This is a genomic window from Candidatus Desulfosporosinus nitrosoreducens (assembly GCF_030954495.1).
Lineage (GTDB): Bacteria > Bacillota > Desulfitobacteriia > Desulfitobacteriales > Desulfitobacteriaceae > Desulfosporosinus > Desulfosporosinus nitrosoreducens.
Genome location: NZ_JAVHUW010000050.1, coordinates 19,668 through 36,631, shown reverse-complemented (window position 1 = coordinate 36,631; position 16,964 = coordinate 19,668). Strand labels below are relative to the sequence as shown.

The window sequence follows — 16,964 nt, the reverse complement described above, 5'->3', positions numbered from 1 at the left end:
GATATAATATTTTCCTTAGGCAAAAAAGGGTATAGAGGTACTTGATCCACAGTGATTTGGAGGAAAAAGCCAAACATCTTCTTGAACGTTCTGTTCAGACTGCAGAAAAAAGCGGAAACACCCCTGTCCAAATAGTATAATGATGCTATACGGATAGGGGTGTTTTTAGATGTATCTAAAAAAGAGATTATTAATATTGCTTACGATTGTCTTTTTGTTTACAACTCTGGGTTGTTCAAAAAATAAAGGGCCAACCACAGGCCCCCCGCTGAATTCAGTTCAACAGATTTCTGAACGATATGGCGAAAGTCATCCTGAAATAACGCGTATTAATCCGGATTTAACCGATGGTATCCATCAGCCTATGTTTTTGGTATCCTTAAAAGGGAATTTTTCCAAAGAGCATTTTAAAGCAACGAGACTTAACTTTTCGATTTTGGCCGATGGTTCTAAAGTATGGGCAATAAGAGCAAGCGATGAAAATAATACTGAAATCTGGCTGGATAACGAATGACGATGAGTTTAACTCAGAGGGCAAACCAGATATTTGCTTGATAATTCGTAGGGTTTGCCTGCTCAACTTAATGGTGGAGGGGCTGAGAAAGTGAGTTTTGTTTCTTGCTATAAAAGAAGTTCAATTATTTTAATGGAGGGGGCCTTGGGCGAAAGGCTGAAGAGAGAGTATAATATGCCTTTCAATGATATCGTAGCTTTGGCTGACATTATTTACAGAAAAGGGGGAAAAGAAGCACTTGCCGAATTATGGAACCAATATATTGACATAGCCCAAAAATATAACCTCCCCTTTATCGCCACGACACCAACACGGCGTGCCAATAAAGAGCGTGTATTTAGAGCGGGGTTTAGTGAAACAATCGTTCTTGACAACGTCTCTCTTTTAAAGCAACTACGAGATACTTCTGATCACGAAATATACATTGGCGGATTAATGGGGTGTAAAGGGGACGCCTATAAAGCAACCGAAATATTACAAGTAGATGAAGCTCAAGAATTTCATTCTTGGCAGGCTGACCTATTTATGAAAGCCGGGGTCGATTTTCTGTTTGCCGGAATTATGCCCTCTTTATCAGAAGCAATTGGCATGGCAAAAGCAATGGAACAAACTGTGTTACCTTATATTATTAGTTTTATGCTTGGAGATAATGGAAAATTGCCTGATGGCACAACAATAAACGATGCAATTTTACAGATAGATAATAGCGTTAATCAAAAGCCGGTTTGCTATATGACCAACTGTATACATCCGACAATTTTGTTCAAAGCTTTAAGCTATGATTTTAATAAAACGCCTTTAGTAAAAAGCCGGTTTCATGGAATTCAAGCCAATACTTCGGCGCTATCACCCGAAGAATTGGATAATTCTGCTGAATTAATATGCTCTAATCCTATTGAATTAGCGTGGGCCGTATCTAAGCTAAGAGAATTAATTTCCTTAAAAATTGCCGGTGGGTGTTGTGGAACTGATAATACTCATATAGACCAAATTGCTCTACATTTGAGGCAATAAATGTTTTGAAAGTAAACCACTGCCGGGAGCAGTCAAGTACAGAAAAACCTGGAGCGGGGAAATTCGCACTTGTGTTCCGTGGGAGTGGAGTTACTGAATGGTGTCCCTATCTCCAAATTAGCCAGTCTAGCGACTGACCGGAATTCTCAGCCGCCGTCCGACTTGGAGGTTCCTGCTGTCTACACCTGGATTGGCGGCAATAAGCGCGTCGATAGAGATCCCATAGCTGACGCTGATTGAGTACAAGGTATCTCCGGGTTTGACGGTGTATGTCATAGTACCGGGTAAATCAGACCGGAGGGCCTGGTATGTAACCGGCCCGACAATACCATCAACCACTAAACCGTGAGCACTTTGAAACTGTCTGACGGCTTGATCTGTTCTTGGACCGAAAATACCATCGGTTGGGCCGGGATCATAGCCCCATTGCTGCAAAAAGTACTGTACTTCCGCGACATCGCTTCCTCGGGAGCCGATTTTCAAATACTGCACAAACATCACCCTTTTTATGATTTATCGTTTTATTTTATGTGCGATGCGTGTACAATGTTTCGATACGTTCTAAAAGTTCTTATTGCTAAATCGCTGCGCCGGTTGCGCCTTGCTATGGTTAAGAAGAAATAACCCCTGATGGTGAAGCGTAATTGAATAAGACCCAGTGTGGTGATAGCATGAAAGTTTTCGTATATGATACTCTAATATCAGATGTAGCAGGGAAAAAGTCAGTTAAAAGCTGCTCGTTAAGCGGGTCATTTCTGTGTTTTCTCAATTTTATCATCAAATTGCAGTTAGATTGTTTCCGATATTGGGGTCCAATGTGCATAGGATGACTTCACTAACCTTGAAAGTTACAGACCTCTTGCCGGTCAGTTAAAGGATGGAGCAAGGACAGTGAGAGATACCTTCATATAATATTATTACTTAAATTTACATAGTTACTTTTGTTTGATATAGTTAGTGATAAAATGATAGGCTTAAGTTGGAGGAAAAATAATGAAATATGAGCCCAAATTAGTAAAGGAAATCATGTGTCCCCTCGAGTACGGTCTTGATATTTTCGGAGGAAAGTGGAAATCAAGGATAATTTGCATATTATCGACTAAAGATGTCATGAGATACAATGAAATCAAAAAGGAACTCAGCAATATTACCGATCCCGTACTCGCCGCGATGCTAAAAGAAATGATGGCAGATGAAATTATCTTTCGTAAACAATATAATGAAATTCCGCCTAAAGTAGAATATACTCTTACTGAAAAAGGTAAATCGGCACTGCCAATTCTCCAAAGCATTTGCCAATGGTCAAATCAGCACACAGGTGGGAATTTGGATAAAAAATTGCCCCCGTGCCGAACCTGTGACAAGCTGTAATATAAAGGCATGTGAGCCACAGCTCATGAAATAGTTCCTATATCATGAGATTGCTCTCTGAATCTATCTGTCTTAATTTGAATTTCATAATAAAACGGCGGCTTTGATGTAAATCTCAAACCGCCGTTTAACATTATTCCTGAGAGCAGAAATATTGTTCATCAGTATAAAGTTAGTTCTTGCAGAAACTTCTCTGCTTAAGCGACACTATAGATTTTCACATCAGGGTTAACACTCCAAAGCGGCTTTAAGCCAACAAAAACATCATTTTTAAACATGTCGCTGTCAAGATAAGCCCTGGCATTTTCGACGCTGTCAAAACCATGAAGAACCTGGACATCTTCGTCTCGGACAAGAAGCTCTTTAGTAAGCGCTCCTTTGATTTGATCTAAGAAAGGTTGCCGATAATCTGTATAGACCTTTACTGCTGCCGGACGATTGGCACCGTCAATCACCATTGTGATTTCTAAGTATGCTTTTACACTCATATTAATTCCTCCAGATAATAGTTTGGTTTTCTTCATGGCTAAAGTATAACTAAACAACTAAAGCCTGAAAATATATTAGGAAATTTATAAGTAACTTATATTTTTATTAGTAATGGTATTACAGGCATATAAAATGATAGAAGCAAAATATCAGGGAAAAGATATTTTAATGCCAATTTTAAATTGAACTTAAATAATAGGAAAATGTCATTATAATATCATTTTTTCAAATTATTATATTTATAACAAAGACAAACTCGCAGTTGCCTTTGGCTCCTATGGTTGGGACAAATTATAACGCCTTGGATTATGAAAAAGGGAGTTGGGGATTACATGCCGTTATCAGTACTTGGAATTGCTTGCAGCCCTCGGCGCAGTGGCAACACTGCCCGGTTACTATTAGAGGCAAAAGAAACTATAATGGGCGAGGGTCAGACTTTAGAGCTCATTTATCTTTCTGATCTAAAAATAAATCCCTGTCAAGGCTGTAATGCTTGTTCGATTAGCGGGGTATGCGTAATCAAAGACGATGTGCCAAAACTTCAGGAAAAGCTGATCTCTGCAGATAGGATTATTATAGCTGCTCCAATTTTTATGATGGGAGTAAATGCTCAAACGAAGATTTTAATTGACCGCATGCAGGTGCTTTGGGCTCGTAAATACGTTCTTAATCTTCCTTTAATCAATTCATTTAAATCCGAGCGCAGAGGACTTTTCCTATCAGCCGCCGGTACTAAAAAACCAGATGTATTCAAGTGTGCCGAACGTTCTATTCAAACATTTTTTCATATGTTAGAAATAAAATATGATCAAGCCTGTCTTTACAGTGGTGTTGATCGGGCCGGAGAGATCATGGATCATCCTACAGCCTTGGAAGATGTAAGGAAGGCTGCACAAGCGTTGCTTTTACGGTAGATTTAGATCTGACTAACTATTTTTTAACTAATTTGGAGGGGTTTGAGGGCAGTGAATAAAACAGAGAAGAACATAGTTAAAAATACAGATAATACTACAGATAATACTAGCCTGATTAAGCCGTTGAAATTGCTAATTGTGGAGGATGATGAGATCAATAGAATGGTGATGGAAAAAATAGCAATTAAAAAAGGATGGGAGGTTTTATTGGCAGAGAACGGAAAAGTTGCTATTGATATTTATCAGAAACGGGAAATTGAAGTAATCATAATGGATTGCCAGATGCCGATATTAGACGGTTTCAAGGCAACGGGAACAATAAGACAATTAGAGAGTAACAGTAGTACTCGCATACCTATTATTGCTCTGACTGCTAACACCTTAGAAGGAGATAGGGAAAAATGTCTCAATGCTGGAATGGATGATTACTTAACAAAACCTATTGAAACAAAGGAATTTTACGCTATTGTTGAGAAGTGGGCTGAAGGGAACACTTGCAGAGGTTCAAGTCGTAAATGAAAATGCGTTTGCCATCAGGCAAAAAGAACTATCGAAGTCGCCGAATGGTTGAAAAAAGGTAAAGAATAGCTGCATAGAACAAAGCTTGAAATTATAAGACAGGATGTGGTTAGATGAATGAAGTAGATACCCTAGTTAAAGAAAAGATTATTCCTATGCGTAAGAGATTGGTTGATAGTCTATTACAAAAACATCCTCATATTCTTGGTCTGGCAGAAAAGTACCTAGCCGGGAATAATAATAGGATTGGGATGAGGGTTACAGAAAACGGAGGCACTGTTGGTGAATACACATTTCATTTGGATGGTCTGCAAATTCGGGATATCGAATACGGAGTTTTAGCGTCGGAGTTGCACGTTCCGTTAGGAATTATTAGACCGTATGTAATTGTTGATAAAAGTGTCTTAGAACAAATGTTAAACGATGAACAGGAATTTATTAACAACCTATTTACTACCTCGTGGAAATATTTACCTGATACGACTGTTAAGTTTCTGAGATAACAGTCAGCACTCAGCCTCTGCTGTAAACGGGATACACGAAAAACGGAGCCCCTTCTGCCAGGGATGGCGGAAGAGGCTTTTGTGTTTACAAAAGCTCCTGGTTGGAAACGGGATAAAAACAGCTCTTTTTTGAACCTATATGCAAAGGTGTTTGCACCTGATTAAGAAGTAAGATCAAATTGCGAGAAAAATGTCATGATAATGGCATTTTTCTATATTATCATTTTAGATAAATAGAGGTATTTACAACGTACGGTTAGGCATTACTTAAGAGAACAAAGGGGCTTATTTAATAAATTGAAGTAACGAGGTGATTAATTTGGATTTCAACATATTAGTGGGTGGCGCTGCCGGCCAAGGAATTGATACAGCCGGAAAAGTGCTGGAACAAATCCTCAAAAAACTAGGTGTCGAAGTATTTTCCTACAAAGATTATATGTCCCGTGTAAGAGGCGGACACAATTTCCAGCAGCTTCGTTTTGCGGATCGGCCGCTATACTCCCATCGCGAGGATATCGATGTTATCCTGGCGCTTGATTCTACAACCGTAGAGCTGCATTCCGCACAGCTTTCTCCGCGAGGTGTTCTGGTTAGTGACGAGAGTAACAGTGGGGCGATAAGTAAAGGCGAGGCTTTTTGGCTTCCGTTGAAGGCCAAGGCCACCGAGGCAGGTAACATAGTAACGGAAGGAATTGTAGCCGTAGGTGCTATTTTGAGGTTGTTTGATTTCGAGCTTGCTAAGATCTGGCCGGTGCTAAGCAGCCTGTTTAAAGAGGAGATATTTGAGATGAACCGGCGGGCTTTGGAATTTGGTTACAATTTGACCCAATCCCGCTTCAAGGTCGAATTTCCGGAAGCTCAGCCGAGAATTATGGTAACAGGTAACCAAGCCATTGGCCTGGGGGCTTTGGCTGCAGGGGTTAGTTTTTATTCAGGCTACCCTATGACTCCCTCAACAGGGATTATGACTTATTTAGCGGGCAAGATGGAAGAGGCGGGGATTGTGGTAGAGCAGGCCGAAGATGAAATAGCTGCTATCAATATGGCGATTGGGGCATCCTATGCCGGCGCCCGTGCCATGACTGCAACATCCGGCGGAGGGCTTTGCTTGATGGTTGAAGGACTGGGCCTGACAGCAATGACGGAAACGCCACTCGTAATAGCCGATATTCAGCGCCCGGGTCCGGCGACAGGTTTTCCTACACGCACCGAACAAGGCGATCTGAGTTTTGTCTTAACGGCTTCCCATGGCGAATTTCCAAGAATGATTATTGCTTTGCGTGATCCGGAAGATGCTTTTTATCAAACTGTGCGGGCCTTCAATATTGCCGATAAATTCCAGATGCCGGTGATTTTGCTTGGCGATCAATATTTAGGGGATTATTATCAGACGATTCCTCCTTTTGATTTTTCCCTTTTGACCATTGAACGTGCTTTAGCCGGTAAAGAAGTCTGGCAGCAACAGGAAGCTTATCAGCGCTATAAATTGACAGAGGACGGGGTTTCCCCTCGTTTAGTTCCTGGTCGATGCGGATCACAGGTCGTCATCGCGGATAGTGATGAGCACACTGAGACCGGGCATATTACAGAAGCGGCAGACGTACGTTTAGCCATGGCGAAATCACGGCTGCAGCGCTGGGAGAATCTTAAGAATGAGGTTCGGGAACCATGGTTTATCGGACAGACTAAGCCTGAGATCCTGCTCTTGGCTTGGGGTTCATCTGCCGGGCCGGTGCGTGAAGCAATCGAACTTCTGCAAGCAGATTACTCTATTGGGGCCTTAATCTTCGGAGATATTTACCCATTGCCGACGAAGCTGCTTAAGGAGTTGTATCCCGAAGTTAAAACCATGATAAACGTGGAGCAGAATGCCACCGGCCAATTGGCAGCTTTAATCCGCCAAGAAGCCCTGCTGGTTTGTCAATACAGTATCCTGCGCTATGACGGCAGGCCCATGAGCGGCCAGTATATCTCAGCGAAAGTAAAGGAGGTCATGGCAAATGTCTAAAGATGAGCTTATAAAAGAGCTGTTTGATTCCGATGACGAAATCGCCTGGTGCCCGGGCTGCGGGAATTTTGCCATTCTGAGGGCAATCAAGACGGCTTTGTTGGAATTAAACAAGCGGCCGGAAGAAATTTTGCTGGTATCAGGCATAGGCCAGGCAGCCAAACTCCCTCATTATCTGCGAACCAATGTTTTTAACGGCTTGCACGGGCGTGCTTTACCCCCGGCGGTAGCGGCTAAAATCGTCAATCCGCAATTAACGGTTATTGTGCATTCCGGAGATGGAGATACTTATGGTGAAGGTGGGAATCATTTTATTCACAATATCCGGCGCAATGTGGACATAGCCCATTTTGTCCATGATAATCAGATTTATGGTTTAACCAAGGGACAGGCTTCACCCACAACAGCTTTGGGACAGATGACCGGAATTCAGACGAAAGGTAATTTGGATCAACCTCTTAACCCGCTCATGTTAGCCCTGGCAGCCGGAGCTACTTTTGTGGGGCGGGGGTTCAGCGGACACCAGGAACACCTCATCAAGCTAATGAAAGAGGCTATTAAACATCCCGGTTATGCCTTGATTGACATTCTTCAACCCTGCGTCAGTTTTAATAAAGTTAACACTTACCGTTGGTACGCGGAGCGGGTTTATGAATTAACAGAGGAGTTTGATACCGGCAATCTGAGTAAGGCAATGGAGCTAGCCCAGGAATGGGGAGAAAAGATACCAATCGGCATATTTTACCGTGTGCAAAAACAAACGTTCCAAGAACGTCTTTATTGGCTATCTGATCGGCCGCCACTCGTCGACCGGGTCTGGGAACCGCGCGATGCCGAGAGGTTTATGAAAGAGCTGGAGTAGCGACTTATATTTAAAATAATATTAAAAAATATCTCGAATATAAGAAAAATGTCATAATAATGGCATTTTTTTTTATTAGCATTTACTTAAGACAAGCAAAAACCAGGACACACTGGAGACGGGCCAAAATAGAAAAATATTGGCAGCAACAAACCGGCCGGAAGTTGGGGATAAATCTCGGAACTTCAAAAAGCCGGATTATATAAATAGGCGAATCTGTCTGATTATGGGATTGAGGGAGATTGCATTAACCAAGAATAAGAGAAGGGGGTACGAGGATGTACAAGCAAGAATGTGTGGCAATGCTATTAGCAGGTGGGGAAGGGATCAGGCTAGGTGGTCTAACTGAGAAACGGGCTAAACCTGCGGTCTCCTTCTACGGAAACTATAGAATTATTGACTTTACCTTAAGTAACTGTACAAATTCAAAGATTAACACGGTTGGGGTTCTTATTCAATATGAACCGTTATCGCTTATTTCTTATATCGGTTTGGGCTCAGCATGGAATTTAGCTAACCCATACGGCGGAGTGAATATACTTCCCCCTATTCCCAATGAACAAGGAGAAACCAGGTATAGCGGAACCGCCAACGCCGTTTACCAGAATTTTGAGTTTATTGATTTGTACGATCCCGAATATGTGATTATTCTTTCCGGAGATCATATCTACAAAATGGATTATTCCCAGATGTTAGCGTTTCATAAAATGAAGAATTCAGAAATAACCATAGCAACAGTTGAGGTGCCCCGAGAGGACTCTTCCCGATTTGGTATTTTAACTCTAAATGAAGATCAACGGGTCACAGAGTTTGAAGAAAAACCATCTCAACCCAAAGGTAATCTTGCTTCAATGGGAGTCTATATTTTTAACTGGTCAACCCTTAAACAGGCTTTACTTGAAGATGAAGGAAATTTTCAGTCTCAGCATGACTTTGGTAAGAACATTATCCCTCAGCAACTAAAGCACGGGAAAAAAGTCTACGCCTATAAGTTTCAGGGTTACTGGCGGGATGTGGGGACAATCGAAAGCTATTATCATGCCAATATGGATTCCTTACATAAGGATCATTTCCTTAATAATTTTGATTCGAAATCCAGGATATTTTCGAATGAAGATAGCCTATCACCAAGCTCATTTGGTTTTACAGCAAAAGTGGAAAATAGTTTCGTCAGTAAAGGCTGTATTGTTCATGGCGAAGTAAGGAATTCAATTCTTGCTCCAGGGGTTTATGTTGGAAAAGGTGCTCAAATTAAAGATTCAATTTTATTACCCTTTGCCAAGATTCAAACAGGATCACGCCTCTATAAAACGATTGTCGGAGAAAATGCTGAAATTATGAACAACTGTATCGTTGGTGCTTGGGAAAGTATCCATCAGGACCATGAAAGGATTACAGTTATTAAGGATTATCAAAAAGTTTCTGAAGGTTCAATTATAGGGGAGTGTATGAATGGAACCTGGCCATGGGCTATTTAAGGCATTATTCGGCCATTAGAATAAGGATGTTATGTTTATGGAAATAGAGTCTTTTCTTGATCAGCATGAACTCTGCCTTTTTTGATAGGGGAGAACTGTTTTGTAGTTACTGCAAATTTGGTGCCCATATCACAGAAAGGGATGGCTTGAGGGGACACATTTTATGGTGTGGGTGCCTGAAAGCTAGAATACGCTAATAAACTGGCTCATAAAATTTACGGAGGAGCGGATATGATTTTAATGCCCTCAGGTTATGAGCCATGTGGCATCATTTTCCAATTAAAACTCTGAAAAAATATAGCTCTTTCAATGTAATAAAAATGCCATCATAATGGCGTTTTTATCTATTAGTCTCAAAAGGAGTAGAACGAATATATGTAAATTTAAGAAATTTCCTGAAACTCACAAATAACAGAGGGGGAAGGGTAATGTTCGAAATTCAGAATGTATCTTTAGAACTTGAAGGAAAGGACGGAGTTCAGATTCTAAAGGACATAAATTTGAAATTTGACAACAAAAAAATATACGTTGTCACGGGGCCCAATGGCGGTGGAAAGTCTTCTCTAGCCAAAATTATTATGGGGGTATATAGTCCCACCTTAGGTAAAATTCTGATGAATGGGCAAGACATTACTGCGATGACAATCAGCCAAAGAGCTAGTCTGGGGATTGGGTATGCTTTTCAGAATCCCCCTCGTTTTAAAGGCATCAAAGTGAAAGAACTACTTAATATGGCAGCCTCCCATAATCCTGAAAAAGTAAATATTTGTGATCTGCTCTTTAATGTTGGCTTGTGTTCCCAAGACTATCTCGAACGGGATGTGGACGCCAGTCTCTCTGGGGGAGAAATGAAAAGGATCGAAATTGCTACTGTGCTGGCTCGCAATCTAAAGCTGGCGGTTTTTGACGAACCAGAAGCAGGGATTGATTTATGGAGCTTTCAGAAACTTGCAGAAACGTTTAAGAATATTAATCAGAAATATGATACAACGATTGTCATCATTTCCCACCAGGAGCGAATAATGCAGCTGGCAGATGAAATAATTTTGATAGCCGGAGGCGTGATCAGTAAGCAATCCGAAAAGAATTTACTTCTTGCTAGAATCTTGAATCCCAATAATTGTGAGTGTAAAAATAATTGTGAGAAAGGGGTTGGTCAGAATGTTGAATGCATTAGATAGGCTGATGCTGGAGAAAGTGGCCGATCTCCACGAAATACCTCAAGGAGCTTTTAATATCCGAAAAAATGGAGCAGGGGTACAGCGAAATACAACTGCTAATATAGACATCGTCACTAAAGCAGATAAGTCTGGAATTGATGTGATCGTAAAGCCCTTTACAGTCGGAGAAAGTGTCCATATTCCGGTTATTGTGACAGCAGATAATATCAATGATGTTGTCTATAATACCTTTGAAATTGGAGAATACTCGGACGTGCTGGTCGTTGCCGGCTGTGGAATCCATAATCCAGGGACTAACGCTTCACAGCATGACGGAATACACAATTTTTTTGTGAGAAAAGGCGCTAAACTAAAGTATGTCGAAAAGCATTATGGACAGGGTGAAGGACAGGGGCAGAGAATTTTAAATCCTAGGACTTTTATTGAGGCAGAAGAAGGTTCTACTATCGAACTCGAACTTATTCAGATCAAGGGCATTGACCGTACGAAAAGAGATACGGAAATTCGGCTTATGAGTGAAGCTAGGCTAGTGGTCACCGAACGACTCTTAACAAATAAAGATCAAGAAGCAGAATCCAACATAAGCGTCGAAATATTAGGAGCGAATTCTTCGGCCCAGATTATTTCGCGCTCTGTTGCACAGGACAATTCGAAGCAAGAATTCAATTTTGATTTGGTTGGGCGGAATAAAGGGCGTGGTCATATTCAATGCGATGCAATTATTATGCATAATGCCCAGGTTCATTCCATCCCAAAGATTTCTGCCTATCATAGTGATGCGCAGCTCATACATGAGGCCGCAATTGGCAGAATCGAATCCGAACAATTAATTAAATTGATGTCGTTAGGATTCTCAGAGTCCGAGGCGGAAGATGTCATCCTCAGCGGATTTCTTAAGTAGAATTAAAACTCCATGAAGTAAAATGTTCTGTTCAGATGTATGAAACTGTTATTAGCGGACAAAAGATAGTAAGTAAAAAAATAGGAGGCACAAAAAATGGAAAATTCAATAATGATTGGAGCAACTGCCCCGGTTTTTAATTTGCAGGATAATCGAGGCAATATGCTTGGCTTAAGTGATTATACCGGCAAAAAAGTATTGCTTTCCTGGCATCCTTTAGCCTGGACTCGTGTATGTGCTGAACAGATGAAATCATTAGAAACTAATTATGCACGATTTGAAGAACTTGGTACGGTTCCCTTGGGGTTAAGTGTTGATCCGGTTCCTTCCAAAAATGCCTGGGCCAAGGAACTTAAAATTGCCAATCTCAAATTACTCTCGGATTTTTGGCCTCATGGAGCAGTTGCCAAAGCATATGGTTTGTTTCGTGAACTGGAAGGGTTTTCTGAGCGGGCAAATGTGATTATTGATGAAAACGGTAAAATCTGTTGGGTTAAAATTTACGATATACATCAACTCCCAGATGTTAATGAGGTTATTCAGCAATTAAGATGAACCTGCTTTGAAGTTTAAAACTTAAATAAAAAAAGTCTTAAAATAAAAAGAAAATGTCATTATTATGGCATTTTCTTTTTATTTTAATAAACACGCCTTTCGTCTTCGGATATCGCCTGCCATAGGGTGCTCGGAGTTCACTCACCTAACTGGGGTGCTATGTCGAGCAAATAATGTTATAATAATTTACTATAAAAAATTAAATAAAATCATCCCCTTATAGTTTAAAAGATCTAACCACATAACAGCTATAATTTATAAAAACTTACAGAAACCCAAAGATTTGGCCATTTATCCGCTGACTAAGCCGCTCTAAGACTCCCGCTTCGGCAAGCGGTGAGTTAAGAGCGGCTAAGTCCCTGGCTAAGTGCGACTAAGCTTCAGAGGGAGTTAAAATTCCACCTGAATCAAGTCTTCTTTATTAATCTCTTTGACTAATCAATTAAACTAAGTCGTTTTGGAGAGAGGGGAAATTCAAATTGTTAACTGAACTAAGTAACATTGATTCTAAAGATAACTCGTACATAATATCCTCCGCCTCCAGGGTGACTCACATAGGTAATGGCTTTCTTGAGCTCACCGGATATTCAAAAGATGAACTTGAAAATAAGGATATCTCGGAAGTGTTTACCAAGCTCTTAAGATTATCACCAAAGATGTTGGCGCAAATTGACCCGGAAAATAATTTAGAGTGTTACATATTCACAAAATCCTTAGAAGTAAGGGAAGTTATAATATCTGTTTTACAGGATCAGAATGCAGAAAATTATACTTATACTGTTGTGGAAAAGCAAAATTCCAGGCTCGATGATAAACTCATTTTTGAAGAACGATTATTCAAAGATAATAACGTGGGTTGTTCCGTTTACAGTGTACCGGATTTAATTTTGCTGAAAGCAAATCACAAATATCTTGATTTCATGGATCAATCCTGTAATACCATGGAAAAATGCCTAGGTTTGTCCTTGTGGGAAAGCAGGCCTGGATTTGAAGGCAGTAATTCTGAAGAGTTATTTTTGTCTATTCTAAAAACCGGTATGCCTAGTTACTATAATGAATTTAAATATAATCACTATGAAAGAGGAATTACCTATTGGGATGGTTCCGTAGTTCCGATATTTTCAGGTAAAAAGCTTAAATATATCTTTCAAACTTGCACGGAAGTAACAGAAAGAGTTGTATATAAGACTCAAATTGAAGAGCAGGTAAAGATTATTGAATTTCAAAATAAGAAAATTAATGATATTTTAAGCAGTATACGAGATGATGTTTATGTTCTTGACTTTGATTTTAACTTTGTTTTTGCTAACCATCAATTCACTTCCAGAATCGGTAAGGAACCTAAGGATTTAATCGGAACTAACATTTGGGATGTTTTACCGAAATATAAAGGAACACTATTTGAAAAGAACTTTCGTGCGGCAATGAACACAAGGGCGATAACACGCTTCGAAGTGAGCGGGCAATATACTGATTCGTATTATAGAATGGCTGCATTTCCTTCGGCGGAAGGAATTACCGTTCTGGGAATTGATATTATCGAAGAGAAAAAAGCTGAAGAAGCGCTTAGGAAAACTGAGGCAGAAAACAAACAACAAAAAGAACGGTTAGAAGCAATTATTAAAAGTATGTCTGATGGCTTGGAGGTTGTTGATCATGAATTAAAAATAACCTTCTTGAACCAGTCTGCGGAAGATTTCTTTTATTGTCCGGAATCAAAACTAAATGCCGGGGATTCCTTAAAAAATAACAAGTACTATTATGGTCTTGATGGTGAAGAGATCCCAAAGACTGATTTGCCGGCTTTTAGGATAATCAATCAAGGTAGTTTTGATAATTATATTTTAACAATTGTCCGGCCTGACAAAAAGATTTATGCCAGCATAAATGGAAGCCCTATTATAGGAAATGATGGTCTGGTTAAAGAAGCTATTCTTTGCATTAGAGATATCACAGAACAAGTCAAACAGGAGCGGGAAAGCCAAGCCAAACTGGAATCAGCTCTGGCAAGCATGACAGATGCCGTCTTCATATCTGATGCCGAGGGCAATTTGATCAATTTCAACGAGGCCTTCGCTACCTTCCATAAGTTCAGGAGCAAAGATGAATGCTTGAAAACTCTGAGCAAGTACCCGGATATACTCGATGTTTTTACAGCAGACGGCAAGCCGGCGGCTTTAGAGGGGTTGGCTGTACCGAGAGCTTTGCGGGGTGAATCAATCAGCAATGCCGAATATACACTGCGGAGGAGAGATACCGGGGAGACTTGGATCGGCAGCTATAGCTTTGGTCCGATAAAAGATGAGAATGGCGTTATCGTTGGATCAGTAATAACAGCCCGTGATATCACTCATCTAAAGCAGGCAGAAGATAATATTAAAAATCTTAATAAACAACTTCTGGAAACAAACAGGCTTCTGGAAGAGACAAATGCTACTCTGGAAGAAGAAATTCATGAGCATCGGGAAACAACCTTAGAATTACAAGAAACCTTGCATGAACTCTCGGAGACCAAGGAATACCTTAATAATATTTTGGAAAGTTCAACAAAGTATTCTATCATCGGTAAAGATTTAAAGGGCCGGATACTCTCCTGGAACGAGGGAGCGATGCGAAATTACGGCTATACAGCAGAAGAGATTATCGGCCAGGACTCAAGCATCCTCCATACACCCGAAGACCTCCAAGCGGGTGAGGCGGCTAAACTGTTGAAGTTGGCTTATGAGCAGGGCTTAGCAGAAGGTGAGCTTCAGCGCGTTCGGAAAGATAACTCGCGTTTTATTGCCAGCGTTGTTGTCACGCGCCGTGACGACTCTGCGGGGAATCCCATTGGTTATCTTCTTATGAGTAATGACATTTCGGAAAAGAAGAAAGCGGAAGACGAACGTGAAAAAGCTGAAGCAGCAATAAAGCGAATGAATTATGAATTGGAAGAAATGAATGCTCAATTAGAAGAAATGAATGCTGAATTAGAAGAAACCAATGCGACACTTGAGGAAGAAATTTCAGACCATCAAAGGACAGCCTTAGAATTACAAGCGTCAAAAAGAGCCGCCGAAGCAGCAAACCAAGCCAAAAGTCAATTCCTTGCCAATATGAGCCATGAAATCAGAACACCTATGAACGGCATTTTTGGGTTTCTGGAATTATTAAATCATTCCCAGCTGTCACAGATGCAACGGGAGTATGTTCGTGAGGTAAGATCTTCTTCCGAAACATTGCTGCACCTTATTAATGATATTTTGGATTTATCCAAAATAGAGTCTGGAAAACTCACTTTGGAAACCTTGAACTTTAACCTAAGAACTACTATCGAGGATGCAATATCCTTGTTTATACCAACTGCTTATGAAAAACATCTCGAACTATACACGCAAATAAAAGCAAACGTACCGGATGAAGTGAGTGGGGATCCCTCAAGACTTAAACAAATATTAAGTAATCTTATCTCTAATGCTTTGAAGTTTACTGAAAATGGAGAAATATCGATTGTTGTCGAAACAGTTGAAGAAACAAATGGTTTGGCAACGATTAGATTTGAGGTTAGGGACACTGGGATTGGTATCCAAAAAGAGGACGCTGAAAGGATTTTCCAGCCCTTCGCCCAAGCTGATGCCTCAACAACGAGGAAATATGGAGGAACAGGACTGGGCCTTGCTATAACTAAAGAACTCGTAACGATCATGAAGGGAACCATCGGTCTGGATAGTGTGCCAGGCCAGGGCTCTAAATTTTACTTTACGGCAAAATTTGAAATTCTCAATAAGAAAGCTGCCTGCGATAAGTATGTCAGCTTAAATAACGTCAATGTTTGTATTGTGGACGATAATGATAACAATCGCAAAATAGTCAGATCATATCTTGAAGATGCAGGCTGTAAAGTGATGGAAGCCAAATCCAGTGATGAAGCACTATCTGCCATCATAAATAATGCCTATTCAGAAAACAACAAGATACAGCTTGTTCTGGTAGATTATCATATGCCTGGAATAAATGGTTTTGATTTGGCCACAGCTTTAAATATGATTCCCGCTACCAAGGACTTGAGATTAATATTATTAACCTCTGTTGCCCAAATGGGTGATGCTGCTAGGGCGCGAGAACAAGGCTTTTCAGGGTATCTTACGAAACCGGTCAGAAGAGATGAGTTACTTAATTGTATGTCTATCGTCTTAGGTTTGGAACAAGATCCGGAGAATAGCCAGCAAATTGTCACAAAATATACTCATAATGAAAATCAGAGTGTACTCAAACCCAAAATATTACTTGTTGAAGACAACGAAGTGAATCGTAAAGTCGTTTTAGCAACATTTAAATCCCGCGGCCTGACCTGTGATGTTGCCATGGATGGACAAGAAGCCTATGAAGTAATACTGAAAAAAGACTACGATATAGTTTTTATGGATTGTCAGATGCCTGTTATGGATGGGTATGAAGCCACCAAGAAGATCAGAGAAGCCGAAGGCAGCAAGCATACCAAAATTATCGCTATGACGGCAAATGCTATGCTGGGTGACAAAGAAAAATGTCTTGAAGCCGGTATGGATGATTATATTAGCAAACCTGTCGACTTTGCAGAAATGTTCAAAATAATTGATGAACTGTAGTACGTTATGTGATGCAAAGAAAACGGCAGGGTGATAACTTTATTTATA

General features: G+C 40.4%; 15 protein-coding genes. 13 read left to right on the top strand and 2 right to left on the bottom strand.

Annotated features, from left to right (window positions below; translation table 11 throughout):
• The first annotated feature begins 169 nt into the window (after window positions 1–169).
• A complete protein-coding gene (locus REC12_RS11930; protein WP_308894693.1) occupies window positions 170–514 on the top strand; it encodes a hypothetical protein in 345 nt (114 codons plus the stop codon).
• A gap of 90 nt (window positions 515–604) precedes the next feature.
• Entirely contained in the window at window positions 605–1,528 is a 924-nt protein-coding gene (locus REC12_RS11925; RefSeq protein WP_308894691.1) for a homocysteine S-methyltransferase family protein, read from the top strand.
• A 126-nt stretch (window positions 1,529–1,654) separates the two neighbouring features.
• On the opposite strand, the gene REC12_RS11920 is transcribed toward REC12_RS11925, so the two are convergent.
• The gene (locus REC12_RS11920; protein WP_308894690.1) at window positions 1,655–2,020 is read right to left on the bottom strand and encodes a peptidoglycan-binding protein; all 366 of its coding nucleotides are present in this window, start codon (window positions 2,018–2,020) and stop codon (window positions 1,655–1,657) included.
• 501 nt (window positions 2,021–2,521) lie between these two features.
• Here REC12_RS11920 and REC12_RS11915 point away from each other — a divergent pair.
• On the top strand, window positions 2,522–2,899 hold the full coding sequence (locus tag REC12_RS11915) for a winged helix-turn-helix transcriptional regulator (RefSeq protein WP_308894688.1): 378 nt from the start codon (window positions 2,522–2,524) through the stop codon (window positions 2,897–2,899).
• A gap of 197 nt (window positions 2,900–3,096) precedes the next feature.
• On the opposite strand, the gene REC12_RS11910 is transcribed toward REC12_RS11915, so the two are convergent.
• Window positions 3,097–3,387, bottom strand: coding sequence for a hypothetical protein (locus REC12_RS11910; protein ID WP_308894686.1), 291 nt, complete (start codon window positions 3,385–3,387; stop codon window positions 3,097–3,099).
• 333 nt (window positions 3,388–3,720) lie between these two features.
• On the opposite strand from REC12_RS11910, the gene REC12_RS11905 reads away from it, so the two are divergent.
• From REC12_RS11905 to REC12_RS11860, 10 genes are all read left to right on the top strand, one after another.
• The gene (locus tag REC12_RS11905; RefSeq protein WP_308894753.1) at window positions 3,721–4,302 is read left to right on the top strand and encodes a flavodoxin family protein; all 582 of its coding nucleotides are present in this window, start codon (window positions 3,721–3,723) and stop codon (window positions 4,300–4,302) included.
• Between the two features lie 51 nt (window positions 4,303–4,353).
• Window positions 4,354–4,821 (top strand): response regulator, encoded by a 468-nt coding sequence (locus tag REC12_RS11900; protein ID WP_308894684.1) that lies wholly within the window; start codon window positions 4,354–4,356, stop codon window positions 4,819–4,821.
• Between the two features lie 113 nt (window positions 4,822–4,934).
• The gene (locus REC12_RS11895) at window positions 4,935–5,324 is read left to right on the top strand and encodes a hypothetical protein (RefSeq protein WP_308894683.1); all 390 of its coding nucleotides are present in this window, start codon (window positions 4,935–4,937) and stop codon (window positions 5,322–5,324) included.
• 319 nt (window positions 5,325–5,643) lie between these two features.
• Window positions 5,644–7,332: a 2-oxoacid:acceptor oxidoreductase subunit alpha gene (locus tag REC12_RS11890; RefSeq protein ID WP_308894682.1), complete on the top strand. Its 1,689-nt coding sequence runs from the start codon at window positions 5,644–5,646 to the stop codon at window positions 7,330–7,332.
• Window positions 7,325–8,194, top strand: coding sequence for a 2-oxoacid:ferredoxin oxidoreductase subunit beta (locus tag REC12_RS11885; RefSeq protein WP_308894681.1), 870 nt, complete (start codon window positions 7,325–7,327; stop codon window positions 8,192–8,194). Before REC12_RS11890 ends, REC12_RS11885 begins: the two co-directional genes overlap by 8 nt.
• Before the next feature lie 278 nt (window positions 8,195–8,472).
• Window positions 8,473–9,672: a glucose-1-phosphate adenylyltransferase gene (locus REC12_RS11880; protein ID WP_308894679.1), complete on the top strand. Its 1,200-nt coding sequence runs from the start codon at window positions 8,473–8,475 to the stop codon at window positions 9,670–9,672.
• 428 nt (window positions 9,673–10,100) lie between these two features.
• A complete protein-coding gene (locus REC12_RS11875) occupies window positions 10,101–10,853 on the top strand; it encodes an ABC transporter ATP-binding protein (protein ID WP_308894678.1) in 753 nt (250 codons plus the stop codon).
• The gene (locus tag REC12_RS11870) at window positions 10,834–11,754 is read left to right on the top strand and encodes a SufB/SufD family protein (protein ID WP_308894677.1); all 921 of its coding nucleotides are present in this window, start codon (window positions 10,834–10,836) and stop codon (window positions 11,752–11,754) included. Before REC12_RS11875 ends, REC12_RS11870 begins: the two co-directional genes overlap by 20 nt.
• A gap of 96 nt (window positions 11,755–11,850) precedes the next feature.
• Window positions 11,851–12,309: a redoxin domain-containing protein gene (locus REC12_RS11865; RefSeq protein WP_308894676.1), complete on the top strand. Its 459-nt coding sequence runs from the start codon at window positions 11,851–11,853 to the stop codon at window positions 12,307–12,309.
• A gap of 479 nt (window positions 12,310–12,788) precedes the next feature.
• The gene (locus tag REC12_RS11860; RefSeq protein ID WP_308894675.1) at window positions 12,789–16,916 is read left to right on the top strand and encodes a response regulator; all 4,128 of its coding nucleotides are present in this window, start codon (window positions 12,789–12,791) and stop codon (window positions 16,914–16,916) included.
• Window positions 16,917–16,964: the final 48 nt, after the last annotated feature.

Coding starts and splice junctions, on each gene's coding strand:
- REC12_RS11930 (WP_308894693.1), top strand. CDS start 170: ATGTATCTAAAAAAGAGATTATTAATATTGCTTACGATTGTCTTTTTG.
- REC12_RS11885 (WP_308894681.1), top strand. CDS start 7,325: ATGTCTAAAGATGAGCTTATAAAAGAGCTGTTTGATTCCGATGACGAA.
- REC12_RS11895 (WP_308894683.1), top strand. CDS start 4,935: ATGAATGAAGTAGATACCCTAGTTAAAGAAAAGATTATTCCTATGCGT.
- REC12_RS11910 (WP_308894686.1), bottom strand. CDS start 3,387: ATGAGTGTAAAAGCATACTTAGAAATCACAATGGTGATTGACGGTGCC.
- REC12_RS11905 (WP_308894753.1), top strand. CDS start 3,721: ATGCCGTTATCAGTACTTGGAATTGCTTGCAGCCCTCGGCGCAGTGGC.
- REC12_RS11880 (WP_308894679.1), top strand. CDS start 8,473: ATGTACAAGCAAGAATGTGTGGCAATGCTATTAGCAGGTGGGGAAGGG.
- REC12_RS11875 (WP_308894678.1), top strand. CDS start 10,101: ATGTTCGAAATTCAGAATGTATCTTTAGAACTTGAAGGAAAGGACGGA.
- REC12_RS11870 (WP_308894677.1), top strand. CDS start 10,834: ATGTTGAATGCATTAGATAGGCTGATGCTGGAGAAAGTGGCCGATCTC.
- REC12_RS11915 (WP_308894688.1), top strand. CDS start 2,522: ATGAAATATGAGCCCAAATTAGTAAAGGAAATCATGTGTCCCCTCGAG.
- REC12_RS11865 (WP_308894676.1), top strand. CDS start 11,851: ATGGAAAATTCAATAATGATTGGAGCAACTGCCCCGGTTTTTAATTTG.